A 16,251-nucleotide genomic window follows, 5' to 3' on the forward strand; every position below is an offset into this window, starting at 1 on the left:
GTGTCCCCATAACCGGGGTTCATCTTGTTGACGTTGTGTGATTCAATTTCCTTGAAAGGAGATTGCCATGCGCCGTCACGAATTGAGCGACGAAGAATGGGCTATCATCGCACCTCTCTTGCCGAACAATAGCCGTGGAATTGAACGCGTTGACGACCGTCGGGTGATCAACGGCATCCTGTGGCGTTTCAGGACCGGTTCGTCCTGGCGAGATGTGCCGGAGCGTTATGGCCCGCGCACGACGCTTTACAATCGGTTCTCCCGCTGGCGTAAGGCGGGCGTCTGGGATCGTCTTCTGGACGCTGTTTCAAAGCGTTACGATGGAGACATCGTGATGATCGACAGTTCCTGTGTTCGTGTTCACCAGCATGGTGCCAACGCTAAAAAGGGGCTCTGCCGATCCTTGCATGGGACGTTCGCGCGGCGGCCTAACGACAAAGATCCATGCTCTTGTCGATGCAGATGGCAGACCGGTGCGGCTGGAACTCACCGCCGGCCAAGCCGCCGATGCACCAATGGCTGAAAAGCTGTTGAGCGACCTGCAGCCCGGCGCGACGATCCTCGCGGACAAGGCATATGACACCGACGCAATTCGTAACTTTGCCAAGCAACGCAAATGCTGGGCGAACATCCCTGCAAAGGCCAACCGAAAGCAGACATTCAGCTTCAGCCGCTGGGTCTACCGTCAGCGCAACCTCGTGGAACGGTTCTTCAATCGTATCAAGCAGATGCGCGGCCTTGCGACGCGATACGACCGGCGTGCAGACAATTACCTTGCGGCACTCAAACTCGCAGCCACAAGGATATGGATCGCCTCAGCTAATGAGTCCGCATCCTAAGGCGAGCAGCCGGTCCTCGTCATCCATGCTCATCGTTGCATGGAGGCGCTATGAGCCTTCGATGAGCCGATCCAGCAGAGTTTTGGCCCGATCAAGGCAGGCGTCCACCCCTTCGCCCACCGTCGATCGCGGCTGCCGCTTCCCTTAGTTCGAGAACGGCATTGCTTTCAGGTGCGGTGATCACGGCGAAGCGCGCACCGGGACTGTAGATGCCAACCCAGTAGTCCCGGTACCTTTCGACGTGGCTAGGCATATCGTCGTCCTAGGTTTCGTGACCAACCACTCTTATCGGAGCACGCTTTCGATGCGCTCGACGTGATTTGCGGCGCCGCCACCGTCCTCGGCCGCCGTGATCTCTTCTGTTGTCAGGCCCGTCGCGATCGCGAGATCCTCGAGGCTGTATCTTTGGCGAGGCGTCGGGAGGTGAGGCTGTCGTTGGCGCCCGCATGCTGAGGATTGGAAATGTGATCCATATGGTGACTCCGGTCTGGGTGGTCATGAACTCGGAAGAGGGGAGCTCTGTTCCTTCGAAGAATCGGGGTTACTTCGGGGAGGCCCTGCTTGCAGCGGCAAGTCGAAGCGCGCGTAGCTTGGCGCTCTTTTCTTCTCGCCGGATACGCTCCTCGTCGGCCGCTTCCTGAGCCACCTTGTTGGTACGCTCGAATGCTGCCGCGCGTTCTTCCACGGTCAGAGTCCTGCGGATCCTGCTTACCATGTTACCATCTTCGTGCTTTGTGAGGGTTTCCTTATAAGTGGTTGGGCGGGTAGTCAGGTTCAACCTCGGGGAACGGATGACAGGTATATCCCACGTGCATGGGTGCCGCCTTGCGTAGACTGCGTTCAAGCAACATCTAAGGCATGCCGCCCCGCAATCAGCGCAGCCTCCGCACCGGCCTCTCCGTCGCGCGTCGATGACTGTGCGTGGGGTATGAGGGCGCTCCCGGAAACGGTCGAGCGCCCTCGGCTTGTTATTCAGCAACACAAGGAACGACATGGCATCGCAGGATAGCCTCGTCATCTTCTTCCACGGCATCGGTCCCTCTGGCGCACAGTTGATGCCTCTGGCCAGTTCATGGCGGTCCGCGCTTCCTGGTGCCCGCTTCGCCGCCCCGGATGCTCCATTCACCAATTAGCGCGATCACCAGTGGTTCCGTACAGACGGCAATCCGCTTGCTTCCTGAGAACATTCGATCCGCGCGTGAGGGCCTCGATCAAATCGTCACCGAGATGTCGGCCATACGATCTCGCCCGACGGTGCGGAGAGAACGCTCCAGTTCCTGCAGAAGTCTGTCTCCTGATGGAAACCGCCGCCTCCGTCAGGCGTTCTCCGGCGATGGTAATTGAAGCCGACAAAGAGGTAGGCGCCCATCCGGAACCGGAAACGGTATCGTTCGCCTTCGACCGGATGACCGTCGCGCGGTTCCGGGAGACGTTCCCGCGTGCCCGCTGGAGCGACGCGCTTCAGGCGTGGACGGTTCCCGGCACGACCGCCCGCCGCCGCATCGACCACTGGCTGGCGACCGAAGCCGCTCGGAGGACGCCCTACGAGGAGGAACGCGGCCGTGACGCCTACGAGTTCGAGCCCATTCTCAGCCCATACCTGTCAGTCTATGATCGCGGATTCCGGATCCAGACACCTTACTCGCGAACCGTGGCCGAGGAACTGAGACAGATCCCGTTCGCGCGATGGAACGCCGACGAGAAGGCATGGGAGGTTCCGTACGCCTCTTATGACGAGCTGCAGCATCGGTGGGAGACGATCGAGGAGGCTGCCAAACGGAACGAACCCGAGGAACGCCGCAAGCGCTTCGAGGCCCGCAAAGGCACCGAGGAGGAAACGCAGTCGAAGCGCCGTTCACTGGAACGCCGCAAGAAGCGCCTCCCAGTACCAAGCGACGACCTACCGCCACCGGAGCGACCAGTGGCAACCGTCAGATACGGGATCGTCGTGTTCACTGAGGTGACGGGCGAACTGGTCGACGCAGGAGAGGTCGCCGAGCTGTATCCGCATGCTAACGACGAATACGTCTGGGCAACATGGCGCCCGCCGACCGTCAATGAACTGGTACACACATGGCCTGCTCGGGCGGAACCGGGAGAGTATGAACGTGGCCGTGGCTGGTGGCAGCCGAGCTTGGAAGAACTTCGTGACGCTCGACGAAATGCGAAACGCCGTCAGCGAGGCGGTGTCGTTGCAGAGTGAATTCCCTTTCGTCACAAAAGACTAACTGGAACCCTAGGCGGATCTCCGGGTTGTAGGCGCGGTACAACAGGAGAGACCTCATGAAGAAGATCCTACTCGCCTCCGCATTCGTCCTGACAGCTACCGGTGCCTTCGCCCAGTCCGCCTCGGAATCGACCGGAGTGAACTCCGCCCTTGGCGTCGCGCCGAAGACCGAGGACTTTATCCTTCAGGCTTCCGCCAGCGACCTGTTCGAGATTGCGTCCAGCAAGCTGGCCCTTCAGAAGGGCGACGAGACCACCAAGGCGTTCGCGCAGCAGATGGTGACCGACCACGAGAAGACCACCGCCGAACTCAAGGCGCTGCTGACCAGCGGCAAGGTGCAGGGCAATCCAGTCACCGCTTTGACGGAAGACCACAAGGAAGAAGTAGACGAACTCGCCAAGCTGGAAGGCGCTGAGTTCAACGAGGAATACATCGACGATCAGGTGGAAGCCCACGAGGATGCCGTGGACCTGTTCAAGCGCTACGCCGAAGAGGGCGAGAACGCCGATCTGAAGGCCTGGGCCGCGAAGACGCTTCCTGCACTCGAGCATCACTACAAGATGGCTCAGGATCTCGACAAGTAAGCTGCTTGGAGGTTGGGAGGGCGTGCGGCCTTCCCAGTCTACCGTCCGCATTCCTGTTCCTGCTTGCTGAAGGAGAATATGATGCAGAAGGATATCGTGGAAGTCGCAACGCGAACCGAGGCAGGCCTGACCCCATTGGGCATCATGAATGCCGAACAAGCCCAGGCGCTGCCGGAAGGTCTCGACATTGTCGTTTCCAATTCGGACGGAGAAGGGATTCCGACCGGACCTGGGTTCGAAGAGCCAGATCAGGCAGAACCGCTTCGATAGTTGAATGGGTTCGTGCCTTTATCCTCAGTCCGAACACCTGTCGCAAGCACGTCGCTCTCCCGCACCCAAACCTTGCCGTCGACATCTTCGCCCCGGCGTATCACGGCGGCCGCAAGATCTCGATAGAACTCGGCGTAGCAAACGACACGACGTAGAGACTTCTCCGAAAGAGGAGTATTTGCCTTCATTGCCTCGCAGGTTACAATCACTATCCAGACGGTCGATCGGCCGTGACCGCGAGCTGACCGTTCTCGTAGTAAATGAAGGGCGCGGGCTCGCAGAGTTCGATGTCGCAGTCTTCCATCATCTAGCCTTCCTCTGCTTAGTCTCGCCTGCCAGGCTTTTGCGAAGTGCATCCGTGATGTCGATGACGTTGCCGTTGGACGGAGTGTCACTCGACTTCGAGCGTGACTTCTTCGTAGGTTTCAGAGCTTTCATTTTCTCGGCAATGACCGACAGGAGGGATTCCTGGATCGGGTCGGAAACCATGTCCGGAGACCACTTGGCTGTCTTCTATTGATCAGCTTTTGGACCATTGGCACCAGTTCTGGATCGCCCTTATCGTCAATGTCCTCGAAATAGCTCTCCTGCGGGCGGACCTCGTCTCCGAAGCGTAAGGTCCACAGAACGATGCCTTCACCACGAGGCTCCAGCACGACGGCACGTTCGCGTCTGCCCATGACCAGCTTGGAGATGCCGACGACATCACCGGCCTCCATCGCATCTCGGATGACCGCGAACTCTTCCTGACTGTGAGTTCATGCTGAACCGCGACTTGCGGGCCGCTTCAAGCTAACCGGCATGTCTCATCTGGGCGAGCAGTTTTTTGCGGAAGACTTCCGCCGGCGTTCGATAGCCGAGGCATTTGCGCGGCGTGCCGTTCAGTCTGTTGCAGATCTCGATCAAGTCGGTATCCGTCACCGACAGCGGATCGACCTCTCTCGATAGCCATTTCCGTGCTCGTCTATTGGTATTTTCGACAGTGCCTTTTTGCCAGGGCGATTGCGGGTCGCAGAACCAGGTCTGGGTGCCGATGCTCGCCTGGAGGTAAGGCCAGTCGGTGAACTCCGTGCCGCGGTCGAACGTGATGGAACGACGGGCGAGGTGGGGCAGGGCCTGGAGTGCTTGCACAAGGCCGTTCATGACCGGTCGAGACTGCCGATCGTTATTGCGCAAAAAGATCGCAAAGCGGCTGACCCGTTCGACCAGCGATGTGACATTGGCCTTTCCGAACTTCTTTCGGAACTGGATCAGATCGCATTCCCAATGTCCGAACTGCTTGCGATCGGCGACAACATCCGGGCGGCGCAGGATGTTGAGATCGGGGCTAAACCGTTGACCATGCTTGCGTCTTGCATGTCGCGGTCGCCGTCGAGCCCGATGCTCCGGCAGGTGCCGCCACAGCTTGATCGCTTGGCCGTCGGACGAGTATGCGAACTTGTAGATTGTTTCGTGGCTGACCGAGATCGGATGCCGCTCTAGGCGCATTCGGCCGGCAATCTGCTGCGGCGACCAGCCGTGCATGATCCGCTCTATGACTGATTGCCGGACATGCGAGAAGCGCACCAGCTTGCGGAGTTTCGCACGCCGTTCGCAAGCCATATCGTGCGCCGTCACACAATAGTAGCCGTTGAGATCCGGGCGACCTTGTCGACGAACATGTTGCGCTTGATCTCGCGGAAGATCGTCGAGCGATGTCGTCCGAGCTTCTCGGCGATGATCCCAACGCCAAGCCCGGCCATCCGCCAGCGGGCGATCTTGCGTCGTTCATCCAGATCGATATGGGAGTAGGTACGGTCCATTGCGTCTTCCTTGCGAGTGACAACCCATTGGTATCATTCGCAAGTCGCACTTCATCCTTGAACCCACCCCGGCTACATACGATGTCAAAGCTGGATAGGGCTGCGACGCTGTCGGCCAGTTAGAGATGCGACACTGGCTCCGACGATCAGCCCCCGATCCGACCGGCTGGGCCGGGTTGCAAGGGAGGAGCGGGGGCGGGTGAGGGTGAGGGTGAGGGTGAGGAACATCCCCCGGCTTTAGCTTTGAGACTATATTGCCTCATCACTCCGCCGCTTCCATCTCCGCCAGCGCCTTCTGTCTTTTGGCAATAACCGCAGGATCACTCATGAAATCCGTCCGCCGACCCGGCTTGCGGCCACGCTTCTGATACCCGTTCGCCGTGCTGCCGTCGCGAATGCCGAACATATGATCTTTCTGCCCGGTGCGCCGTGGTCCGCCCTTGCTTCGCTGCTGTTCCCGCTCAGCCTGCATCTCGGCGACAACCGACAGCATGTCGTCCAGACGCTTGTTGTCGACAACCTCGGCACGATGCACCGAGCGCAACGTGTCGAAAGTTCTGTAGGGCAGGGCATAGCTCTCGTGCATGATCTCCAGCCTTCCGTCCGGATAATCGCAGACAATCACCTTCTGGCCAGCCAAAGACGTGGAAATCTCGGTCGGATCGAGGATGAACAGCACCTTGTCGTAGCGCAGCGTCAAAGCCTGCGACAGCGTGCGAACTTCCTTGCGACACATGGCGCCATCGAGGTTCTCGTGATCGGCCAACGGCCTGTGCATGTCCTTCGGATTGCGCGGTTCCTTGCCGAAACGCACGTTGAAATCTAAAATGAACTCAGGCGCATAGGCGTTGGCTTCCTCGATCGTGTCGATGCCGCGAAGCCGCATCTCCTTGACCAGCCGGTCCTGCAGCGTCTGGTTGGCACGTTCCACCCGGCCCTTGGCCTGCGGGGTATTGGCGCAGATGATGTCAATGTTCAGCTCATAAAGCGCCCGGCCGAACTGCGTTAGGCCGCTCGTCCGGTCTTTCTTCGACGGATGGAGCGAGCGGAAAACGCCGTGCTTGTCGCTGTAAAACGCCAGCGGCTTACCCCATTGCTGCAGATAGGCCTTCGTCGCATGCAGATAGTCGAATGTATTCTCCGAGCCAGCAAACCGTAGATGCAGCAGCTTGCCAGTCGCGTCATCGATATAGACGAGCAGGGCGCATTTGGGGCCACGGTTCTCGAACCACCAGTGATGTGAGCCATCGATCTGCACCAGTTCGCCAAAGCAGTCACGTCGGCCGCGTGGCTGGAAAACCCGTTTCTTGCGTTCCCGGCGTGAGACCCAGATACCAGCCTCGGTCATCCATTGCCGCAGCGTCTCCTTGGCGACAGAAATCCGGTGCAGCTCGATCAGCTTCTCGCGCGCCAGCGTCGGGCCGAAATCCAGATAACGTTCGCGGATCAGATCCAGCGCCGCATTGCGGAACTCTTCGCTATGGCGCCGATTGCTCGGCCGTGATCGCTTTTTGAAACAAGACCGGCCGGACCATCCCGGTCATAGGCCTGCAGAAGCCGATGGACCTGACTTCGACTGAGGTCGAGCCGTTCGGCCGCCTGGACGACGCTCAGGCGTTCGTCACGAATCTTCTGGATGAGTTCGAGGCGATGCAACTCTTTCTGCGACATGGTGATCATAAAGGACATGACGACTCCGACCGCTCATGGTCTCGACCAGGCTGAAGATCGTCATCCTTGCTCCCAACGTTGGCTTTGACCAGTGCGTCGAGAGGCGAGACTGTCGCATCTCTAACTGGCCCAACTGTCGCATTACTAAATAGCCCTTACATACGAAGATCGCATAAGATAGCTTATGGAACTCGCAGTTCTTGATGTGAGTAGTGAGCGTCATAGACGAAGCTGCCGTGGCGCGAGGACGCCTTAGCCGACCTTGTGAACTCAATGGGCCTGAAGAGCGCTTGTCAGCCACGCCGCGGCTCGGTCAATTTCAACAGTGCGCCGCAATCGCTGCGGAAGCAAAACATTGTAACGCCCTTCCACCGCGAGCTCCGAGTCGTTGAACTTACGAGCGTTCCGTCATCAAGTAAGGTTTTGACCAGAACTCCCAGCGGAGTGCCACGCCTTGCCCGGAGCGTGCCGCCAAGAGCGCTTTGGTGTAATAATTGAACCGCAGCGACGGCGTGATGACAAAGTGACGGTCCGTGCCAATGGTTCCACGAGTACCAGGATCGGTCAAACACATCTGTCTCAATGTATTCCTCGGTTGGAGAAACGCTCCGCCTTGTCGGCGCGCAAGATATTTGGGCGAATAGATGGGGAAGTTCACGTCTCCTCGGGAGGCTATACAGCGCCATCGCTGAAGGATCGCTGTCCGTAGCGGATCACCAGGTCTACCTCACCGTCCCCAAGGCTCATTTTCGTATCCTGGGAAACCACCCGCACCTTAATTCCCGGATTCATGCGTCGTCCTAGATCTAATTTTGCTCTTTTCACAGCTTACTGCTCGGTGTTTACAATGAATAAGCTCGGAAGGAGACGACGTTGAACGGCGAGATCCACGACGCTGTTGTCGCGTTTACAGGCGCTCGCACCCCCGGACGGGGCGAAGCCCGGCATCTTGGGCAATAGTCAAAGGGGCTTGTCGCCTCGCACGTCGCGAGCCTTCTTCCCGAGTTGGCCGCCCTCTGAGACAGAGCGATACATTAGCCCGCCGCTGAAGATGTCATCCATCTTGTGCAGCTGCGCGGCGCTGACCGAATCTGCAAGGTCAGGCTCAAAGACATCAATGATTTCCTTGGATCAAAGTGATGCGGTCGCGCAGATCTGCCAAGACTTGGGCCACGACAGCCGACATCCTTCGGGGAAATCCTTCCGGTTCGCGGTGGTTGGCGAAGACGGCATCATGCCGCATGTGGCCGGGATTGCCGGCGCGCGTGGCGATGACGAAGGCCGACTAGTTTTCATCAGACAAGCCATGTCATGCGAAATGATACGCCGAGGAGCGTTAGCGCTGAAATGCGTTAAAGGATCAATATATTTCAACATTCTGCAAATCTGTAATGGAACAAGCTGAGCGCTAATCGGTTTCCCGTCCAAAAGGAGAGACTATGCCCTACTTAAGCAGCCGCCAGCAGAACCACACAGAACCGCATTTTCGTCGGTCCACCAAAAATAATGGTCCTGCGCTGACCGCCGTGCTGGTTTTATTGTGCTGCGCTGGACTTTTTTACTGTGGCATGACGCTCTTCGGAATGACGACCGGCTCTTAAGAGGTAAGCCGGTGTGAATCGCGTACCGCAGACTTCTTATCCTCATTTGCTCGCTTCAGGTGGTCTTTTAGCCCCTGCTCCCATAGTCGACTAAAGACAGCGAGTACCGCGATAGCCGATGGGCTTGTCGAGCGAGACGCGGAATTACGCTTGCGCGCTCGATACCGGCTAACGACAGCGAGAAATGCTTGAAGGACCAATTCGGCCCGCCCATCCGTGATAAATAAGATCAGTAACGGATTCTGGGCTTCATTCTGGCATTCATCAGAAGCTCGTGCTTCGTGGCGTAGGTGCCAAGCAAGCGGAGAAGGCGAATCTGCTCATCACTGGTGAGCTTATACATCAGGCAAAAATCACGAACGCTCATCACTGCCTTGAGGTTCTTTTCATCAATATTTTGAGTATCGATACGCGCGGTCACAGTGCCCTCCCCTATGCGGTGGCGGACAACGCGGATTCTGCCCGTTTTGTTCCGATTTGTAAGAAGGTTTTTAGTAATTTGAGCGCGTGAGCCATTATTAGCTTGGTTACGCCGGCTCCCTGGAGGCTGTACAGTCCGTTGACGATCTCGTGCTGATCGAAGCTTCGCCATACCTGCCATTGTCATCCCGCCGAAGACAAAGCCCCGCCCGTCTGCGACTTAAGAACCTACAAGGATCGAAACTGCACCGAGCGGATGTTCTATCGGATCAAGCAGTTCCGTCGTATTGCTACCCGATGCGACAAGACCCGAAAATCTTTCGATGGCTTCCTCGCCCTTGCCGCCGCAAAACTATGGTTGGCATACTGTTGTTAACAAGACCCAGGTTTGTCCGCGTAACTCATTTGGAGGCTAAAATCTTGACTGTTGCTTTGGTCGGAACGTCGTCCTTTGATCGGTTCTTCAATCCGGCCCATGACGCGTTGCAACGGCGTGGCCATGGTGTGGCACGGTTCATCACGCGCGAGGAACTGCTTGCCGCCGTTGATGCATTGCAGTCTTTGGAAATCCTTGGCGCGACCTCGAGCTTTGCAGCCGACCGGGAGCTGTTTGCCAGGGTGCCGCGTCTGCGCGCACTGGTTTCTCCGTTCACAGGGGTCGAAGAGTTCGATGTTTCGGCCGCGACGGAAAACGGCATCCTAGTGGCGAATGGCCAGATAGCGGAAAACACCGTCAGCATGGCCGAGGCCGCAGTTCTCTTTACCCTGGCTTCGCTCTATGACCTTCATGGCACGGAGCGCTACCTTCGCGAAAACCTGCCGCGTCCCTCGCAGGTCCGTGCGCGCATGCTCATGGGAAAGACAGTTGGCCTGATAGGCTTTGGCAAAATTGGACAGGCCATCGCGGAGCGGCTGTCTGTATGGGGCGTGAGACTCGTCGCTTCGGTGCGCACGGCGCGATCGATGCCCGCCTACGTCACCTCCCAGAGCTTTGATGAAGTGCTCGCAACAAGCGATGTCGTTATCATGGCGGCTGCACTCACTCCTGAATCACGGGGAATGCTGGATCTTGACGCGTTGCGCCGAATGAAACCGGACGTGGTGTTTGTCAACATCACGCGGGGCGGCATCATACCCGACGATACACTCGCCACGCTCGCCGCAGAGCGACCGGCTATGCGCCTTGCCCTCGATGTGTTCGACCCGGAGCCGTTGAAAGAGGATAGTCCGCTACGCGACCTTCCGAACGCCATCCTCACCCGACACATGGTGGGACATACAGTCGAGTCGCAGATGCGCCTGCGGGAGACATTTTGCGAGAACCTTCTCGCGGTGGCAGAGTGGCGGGTGCCTGAATACGTCGTCAATCCGTCTGTGATCGAAACGTGGCTGGAAAAACAGGACTGCCCACAGCTCTAATTGCGTCCGAGCTTGTATCACTCATCAGTGCATCGTCATCCATTCGCGGGCGGCGCGTAGTGCAGCGGCGAGTTCGGCCTTGCTTATCGTTTGGGCAGGGTCACCGCGCAGTGCTGCAGCTCGGTCGGAGCCCTTGATGGCGGCGATGTTCAGCCACTTGTGGGCGGCGATGAATCAACGGCGCAGCCGCGACCGGTCGCATACATGAGCCCCATTTTGAAGAAGACGTCGGCGTGACTGTCGCCGCCCACTCGAAGGGATCAGGCCGGTCATCCCGCCGAAGACAAAGCCCCGCCCGTCTGCGACTTGAGAACCTACAAGGACCGAAACCGCATCGAGCGGATGTTGAATCGGATCAAGCAGTTCCGTCGTATTGCTACCCGATACGACAAGACCCGAAAATCTCTCGATGGCTTCCTCGCCCTGGTCGCCTCAAAAATATGGTTGCCATACTTTGTCAACAGGACCTAGCCTCTCGTGCTTCGTTAGCACAGCTTCGAAGAATGCGCGGCGTCTGTAAGTCTCAATGCTGTTCTCCATAGCACGGCGGATAGCTCGGGTGTGGCAGGATAGAACTACGCCTCAAGGCGTACATCGACATTCGCGGGCTTGTGTGGCTCAATGACCGCGAGCCTTGTGGTGTCCGCTCAAACCTCCCAACCTCCTATGCCCCTCCGTATTTCTCTATGGAGGGGATCTTTTTATATATCCGTTGCCTACTCTTTATGAGCGAAAGTCATTATTTGACGGTTTTGAAATTCGGCTGGGACTAGGCAATGAAGCTTACTGAGAGCGAGAAGAATGATATAATCCGGGCGGGCACGAGAGCGGCGCTGAATGGCGTTGGAGCATTCACCTGTCCACATATTGATGACGATCTCCGCTTTGATGCTTGGATATCGGGCTATGAACTGGGTGAGCTTCGTTTAGCGTCCGCAAGAAGGCGGAATGATCCGGTGGAGGAAGCTGAAGGGTTCTGGGCTGAGGTTCGCCGAATTGAACGATAGGAGGTGCTAACCCGGATTACAGTATTGAGCATCCTCTTCCACACAAGGCTCAGTCCGTAATCCGTCCCGGTAGCGATCTTGCCAGTAAATCGTTCTTAGCGATGCCGCTACTCGACGGCATCGCGATCGACCGATCGAATGCCTTTCTCGGCTGGTTTGATAACGCAGGCTATGAAGCGTTCAGGAAATTCTTGCTCTTGATCCTTTGGCTTCATAGGTCTCTGAAACACCGCATGACCAGGCAGGCGGCAGCTAGCAACCTAGTCTTTGGGAAAATGCGGGTTTGACGTTCAGGCGCTTTAGATTCTCGCGCTCGGTAAGGAACCAAACTCACAACCGTAAGTTATGAGGCTCGCTGACCAGGGGCTTCGCATGATCATCGATGATGACGAGTGGTATTCTTATGCATTTGAGCAAGGACGCCGCGCAGCTCGCGTAGGCTTACCGATCACAGCCAATCCCCATCTCGACAGCCAACCCCTTGCCGTTGCGGCTTGGACGGATGGTTTCAGATCAATAGACACCAGCCGTCTTTCTTCTGATCATCGATTTCGCATCTATGAAGAAGGGCGAATAGCTGGCGAGCGTGGAGAGCCCGCTTCGGTTAGCCCATACCTTGATGATGATGATCCAGAGCCGTTGGAGCTTTGGTTGCTTGGTTATGCTCCCCATGTGTAGCAATACAATCAGCAAAACAAAAAGGGGCCGCACGAATGGGAACCCCTCTGGCGACGATGGAGGCTGCGGAACACTCTTCTCTCCAGGAAATGCTTGATTCCGGGTCGTAAAGCGGAAATGATTTAAAGCGTTCGATCATCTCCTTTAGGCGCTCAACGTGTGCTACCGTAGCTGTGAAATAGCCACGATCAGTAGCACGATGCGATCGCGACCTGCACATCAACCGCGTGAGAAGCCGGTTGGATGTTCCTCTGAGGTGGCTGAAGAAGGACAAGCCCGACGTCGGCTAAGTCGGGAGCTCTCCTCTTAAAGAGATCGAGCGTGCCGGATTGGCGCGGTCTGGCAGGGACAGAAATTAGGGAACGGGGTCGCGATCCTCGCCTGTGGACACCGAGCCGCTTATCACGTGCAAGGGCCTGCCGGACGATCCGAACAACAGTCACTCCCATTATAGCGAGCTGCGCTCGATGGCATCCTGCTTGGAAGCTACTATCTGCCAAATGGAAATCCTGCACCCGGGCGGTGCTCGACGCCATCGAATTCCGGCGCGTCCTGTAATGCCGGGCCAGAGGATCCCTCGCGATCTGCTAGGAAGAGTTTTGCTGATTGTTTCCCTAAAGAAATCCCTCGAAGAATGCGAGACGCTTTTCGCCCGTCGCTGTCGATTGCTCGACAACAATACGGTCCTCGCGCGGATGCGCGCCCATTTTCTTGGACAAGGTAGCGATAACTTTTGCCGAGGTTCCCGAGGTAAAGGTGATCGCAAGTGCCTTGGGGCCTGCATCCACTCTTGAAATGCCGCGACGGCCTGCAGCAATCTGGAGTCGGTGCAGGCGCAACAGTATCGAGGCATCTTCGGGAAGTTCGCCGAACCTATCGTCAAACTCCTCCTCAAGGCCGTCAACTTCCGTTACGGACGTCGCGCGCAGCAACCTTGCATGAAGATTAAGCCGGACTGCGGCATCCGAAACGTAGTCCTCAGGAATAGAACCAGTTGCGCCGACATTGACGACGGCGCGGGTGAAATTCTTGGCCGTTTCTTTGCGGATACGACTTAATGCCTTCCCAAGCAGGTTCTGGTACAGGCCAATTCCAATTGCTCTCACGTGCCCGCTCTGATTATCACCAACGACGTCGCCTCCACCGCGTAGGTCAAGATCACGCATGCTTATGGCGAGCCCAGACCCTAAACGATCCTGCTCGACCAAGGTCGACAGCCGAGCATGTGCTGCTTCGCGCGACTCGTTGTCGTCCCCGGTCAGGAAATACGCGAAACCCTGGGCTCTCCCTCTCCCGACGCGTCCTCGCAACTGATGAAGCTGAGACAGCCCAAATAGGTCAGCGCGCCAAATAAAAATTGTATTTGCGCGCGGGACATCGATGCCGTTTTCGATGATGTTCGTTGAAAGCAAAATGTCGCCACGCCCATCTGAAAAGCCGACAATCGCCTCGTCCATCTCCGCTGTGGGCATCTTGCCGTGCGCAATTTGAAATTTCAATTCCGGAACAAGTCTCGAAAAGATCGCCTCGATTTCATCTATGTCCTCGATGCGCGGGACCACAAGAAAACTTTGACCGCCTCTGCGAAACTCTCTCATCAACGCCGACCGCATAGCTGCTCGATCGAAGGTCGAAAGGAATGTCCGGACCGGTCGACGTTTGGACGGTGCTGTACGCAAGACATTGACGTCCTGGATACCGACCATTGCGGACTGCAGCGTGCGGGGAATGGGCGTCGCCGACATGGTCAACGTATGGAGCGAGGATGCTAAGGCACTCATCGCTCGCTTGTCCCTAAGACCGAACCGGTGTTCTTCGTCAACGATCAAAAGCCCAAGGCGAGCAAAGGTGACGTCCTTTGCCAAAATCGCCTGTGTCGCAACGACAATGCCGATCTCTCCATCGGCAAGTCCGGCTTTCACCCGTTTCGCCTCACTTAAACTGACGAGACGGGAGAGCATCGCTACGGCAACACCAGTTTCCGCGAAACGCCGTTCGAATGTCATAAAATGCTGCCGCGCGAGTACGGTGGTTGGCGCGATGATAACGACCTGGCCGCCAGCGTGTGCTACGGCTGCAGCGGCCCGCAACGCGATTTCCGTTTTGCCGAAGCCGACGTCGCCGCAGATGAGCCTGTTCATCACTTTACCGGAAGCGAGATCGGACAGGACAGCCTTTGTCGCCCTCGTCTGGTCGACCGTCTCGATATAGGGGAAGCGGCGCACGAACTGCGCATAGGCCGACCGAGGCGGGACGAAGGTCTCGGCGCGTGCCGTATGCCGACCCTTCGCGGCTTTCAGGAGATGGCGTGCAGCAGAGCCAATATCCTTTGCGATCTGGGCCTTTTTCTTGTCCCAGGCATCCGTATGAAGGCGATCCAGCTTTACTGCGTCCGGATCGGATCCATACCGCCAGAGTTTGCCGAACTCCTCGGTCGGCAACAGAAGAGACGCGCCGTTATAGTATTCAAGCCGGGCCGCGTCCCGTACAGACGCTTCGATGTCGATCTGTTCAAGACCAGCCAGCAGTCCGACCCCATGATCTTCGTGAACAACCACATCCCCGATCCGCAACTCTGGTTCGGCCAGTATCGGCGCATCCACAACGGAGGCCGTCGTGTCGTTTCCGGCTGCGACAAGGATGATGTCCTGAATATTGTCGACAAAGCCATCCTCTAAATCGCCTTCAAGCTTTAGAAAAGATCCCGATCTCGCCCTGAGGATATTCTCCCATCCGGCTACGACCGAAAAGTTCTGCCCTGCCGCCTTCACGATCCGCCGGCAAAGCGCCTCTAGTGGGCGACCGCGTCCGGCAACCACGACCTTGCGGCCGTTCTGCATGCCCTCCGCGCAGAGTTCCGCGAGTTTCCTGCGCAGGTCATCGGAATTTGCCCCTAAGATCGCGTCGCCGCCGGACAGATCCAGGTTCACTTGCGACAGGGTCTGGAGCTCCCCGATCCACTCCACACGTTCGAGATAGATAGAACGACGAGCTGGATGCTCCACACGGCCGATTTTTTCCTGCGTCCGACGGGCATCGGCGATGAGGTCAAGATATTCTTCGACACGTTCTTCCCACCCCGGCTCGAAAACGATGGGGCACTGCCCAATGATCTCAAAAACTGACGGCATCACCTCGTAGAGGCGCAGAAGAGACCGCTCAATGCGGTCCGCCGGAGTGTCATCTTCCGCTCTACTGTCAGTAGGGATCGCCTCCGACGCAGGACCAAAGACGATCGATTCAAGAATTGCGTCTGTCCTTTGCGTCTCCGCGTTATACGATCTGATTTCAGTGACAGAACCGTCCTGCGAGAGAACGATCCGCATCGGAAACGCCCCTCCAGCGGGAAAAATGTCGATAACTTCGTCACGGATGGCGAGTTCGCCCGGTTCATCAGCAACGCCTTCAAGGGCGTAACCCGTCGAGCGCACGAACATCTCGAACGCTGCCCGGTTGAACTGCTCGCCGACCTTAAGTTCGTAGCGGCTGCTTTTGATGACTGGCAAGGGAGGGACACGCTGCAGTGCTGCGTCTAGCGACGTGATCAGCAATCTAGGCCGATCGGAGCTGGCGCTCCATACCCTCAAAGCATCCATTCGCCTTCCCATGCACTGCCTCGACGGAGGAACACGATCGTAAGGCAGGCAATCCCATGGCGGCAGGTAAACCACATCGATAGCGGGACACAGGCACCGGACCGATTTCATGAGGCGTTCAGCAGAGCTCTCGCTGA

The 16,251-nt window shown here is 57.5% G+C and carries 10 protein-coding genes and 6 pseudogenes; 8 read left to right on the forward strand and 8 right to left on the reverse strand.

Going from position 1 to position 16,251, the window contains the following annotated elements; translation table 11 throughout:
* Nucleotides 1-61 precede the first annotated feature (61 nt).
* Nucleotides 62-839, forward strand: a protein-coding gene (locus N7E02_RS07290; protein WP_286579094.1) for an IS5 family transposase whose coding sequence is annotated in 2 segments (ribosomal slippage) — nt 62-388 and nt 390-839 — 777 coding nt in all. Because the reading frame shifts where the segments join, the coding sequence is not laid out codon by codon here.
* Between the two features lie 91 nt (nt 840-930).
* On the opposite strand, the gene N7E02_RS07295 is transcribed toward N7E02_RS07290, so the two are convergent.
* Together N7E02_RS07295 and N7E02_RS07300 are read right to left on the reverse strand one after the other, a co-directional pair.
* The gene (locus N7E02_RS07295; RefSeq protein WP_286578655.1) at nt 931-1,092 is read right to left on the reverse strand and encodes a hypothetical protein; all 162 of its coding nucleotides are present in this window, start codon (nt 1,090-1,092) and stop codon (nt 931-933) included.
* 288 nt (nt 1,093-1,380) lie between these two features.
* Nucleotides 1,381-1,524 carry a hypothetical protein gene (locus N7E02_RS07300; protein ID WP_286578656.1) on the reverse strand — a complete coding sequence of 48 codons (144 nt, stop codon included), beginning with the start codon at nt 1,522-1,524 and terminating at the stop codon, nt 1,381-1,383.
* Between the two features lie 648 nt (nt 1,525-2,172).
* Between N7E02_RS07300 and N7E02_RS07305 the strand changes: the two genes are divergently transcribed.
* From N7E02_RS07305 to N7E02_RS07315, 3 genes are all read left to right on the forward strand, one after another.
* Complete coding sequence (locus N7E02_RS07305; RefSeq protein WP_286579104.1) at nt 2,173-3,042, forward strand: hypothetical protein; 870 nt, start codon at nt 2,173-2,175, stop codon at nt 3,040-3,042.
* A gap of 80 nt (nt 3,043-3,122) precedes the next feature.
* A complete protein-coding gene (locus N7E02_RS07310; RefSeq protein WP_286578657.1) occupies nt 3,123-3,650 on the forward strand; it encodes a DUF4142 domain-containing protein in 528 nt (175 codons plus the stop codon).
* Between the two features lie 81 nt (nt 3,651-3,731).
* Complete coding sequence (locus N7E02_RS07315) at nt 3,732-3,920, forward strand: hypothetical protein (protein ID WP_286578658.1); 189 nt, start codon at nt 3,732-3,734, stop codon at nt 3,918-3,920.
* A 303-nt stretch (nt 3,921-4,223) separates the two neighbouring features.
* On the opposite strand, the pseudogene N7E02_RS07320 reads toward N7E02_RS07315, so the two are convergent.
* The 4 genes and pseudogenes from N7E02_RS07320 to N7E02_RS07335 form a co-directional block, all read right to left on the reverse strand.
* A pseudogene (locus tag N7E02_RS07320) lies at nt 4,224-4,666 on the reverse strand (Ku protein); the annotation flags it as partial.
* 46 nt (nt 4,667-4,712) lie between these two features.
* Nucleotides 4,713-5,722: pseudogene (locus tag N7E02_RS07325) on the reverse strand (IS30 family transposase).
* Nucleotides 5,723-5,984: 262 nt separating this feature from the next.
* Nucleotides 5,985-7,411: pseudogene (locus N7E02_RS07330) on the reverse strand (ISNCY family transposase).
* A gap of 1,812 nt (nt 7,412-9,223) precedes the next feature.
* Nucleotides 9,224-9,415 carry a hypothetical protein gene (locus N7E02_RS07335; protein ID WP_286578659.1) on the reverse strand — a complete coding sequence of 64 codons (192 nt, stop codon included), beginning with the start codon at nt 9,413-9,415 and terminating at the stop codon, nt 9,224-9,226.
* Nucleotides 9,416-9,631: 216 nt separating this feature from the next.
* On the opposite strand from N7E02_RS07335, the pseudogene N7E02_RS30170 reads away from it, so the two are divergent.
* Both N7E02_RS30170 and N7E02_RS07345 read left to right on the forward strand, forming a co-directional pair.
* Nucleotides 9,632-9,790, forward strand: a pseudogene (locus N7E02_RS30170) (IS5 family transposase); the annotation flags it as partial.
* Nucleotides 9,791-9,834: 44 nt separating this feature from the next.
* The gene (locus N7E02_RS07345; RefSeq protein WP_286578660.1) at nt 9,835-10,833 is read left to right on the forward strand and encodes an NAD(P)-dependent oxidoreductase; all 999 of its coding nucleotides are present in this window, start codon (nt 9,835-9,837) and stop codon (nt 10,831-10,833) included.
* Between the two features lie 24 nt (nt 10,834-10,857).
* Here N7E02_RS07345 and N7E02_RS07350 read toward each other — a convergent pair.
* Nucleotides 10,858-11,084 (reverse strand): annotated as a pseudogene (locus N7E02_RS07350) (sel1 repeat family protein).
* On the opposite strand from N7E02_RS07350, the pseudogene N7E02_RS30175 reads away from it, so the two are divergent.
* Nucleotides 11,084-11,304: pseudogene (locus N7E02_RS30175) on the forward strand (IS5 family transposase); the annotation flags it as partial. The pseudogenes N7E02_RS07350 and N7E02_RS30175 overlap by 1 nt on opposite strands.
* Before the next feature lie 908 nt (nt 11,305-12,212).
* Nucleotides 12,213-12,518, forward strand: a complete 306-nt coding sequence (locus N7E02_RS07360) for a hypothetical protein (RefSeq protein ID WP_286578661.1) — start codon at nt 12,213-12,215, stop codon at nt 12,516-12,518.
* Nucleotides 12,519-13,132: 614 nt separating this feature from the next.
* On the opposite strand, the gene N7E02_RS07365 is transcribed toward N7E02_RS07360, so the two are convergent.
* On the reverse strand, nt 13,133-16,069 hold the full coding sequence (locus N7E02_RS07365; RefSeq protein WP_286578662.1) for a DEAD/DEAH box helicase: 2,937 nt from the start codon (nt 16,067-16,069) through the stop codon (nt 13,133-13,135).
* Between the last annotated feature and the right edge of the window lie 182 nt (nt 16,070-16,251).

Source organism: Terrirhizobium terrae (assembly GCF_030323265.1).
Classification (GTDB): domain Bacteria; phylum Pseudomonadota; class Alphaproteobacteria; order Rhizobiales; family Rhizobiaceae; genus Neorhizobium.

What these genes read in the sequence shown, in the direction of transcription:
- N7E02_RS07295 (WP_286578655.1), bottom strand. Translation starts at nt 1,092, where the DNA reads ATGCCTAGCCACGTCGAAAGGTACCGGGACTACTGGGTTGGCATCTAC.
- N7E02_RS07305 (WP_286579104.1), top strand. Translation starts at nt 2,173, where the DNA reads ATGGTAATTGAAGCCGACAAAGAGGTAGGCGCCCATCCGGAACCGGAA.
- N7E02_RS07310 (WP_286578657.1), top strand. Translation starts at nt 3,123, where the DNA reads ATGAAGAAGATCCTACTCGCCTCCGCATTCGTCCTGACAGCTACCGGT.
- N7E02_RS07315 (WP_286578658.1), top strand. Translation starts at nt 3,732, where the DNA reads ATGCAGAAGGATATCGTGGAAGTCGCAACGCGAACCGAGGCAGGCCTG.
- N7E02_RS07360 (WP_286578661.1), top strand. Translation starts at nt 12,213, where the DNA reads ATGATCATCGATGATGACGAGTGGTATTCTTATGCATTTGAGCAAGGA.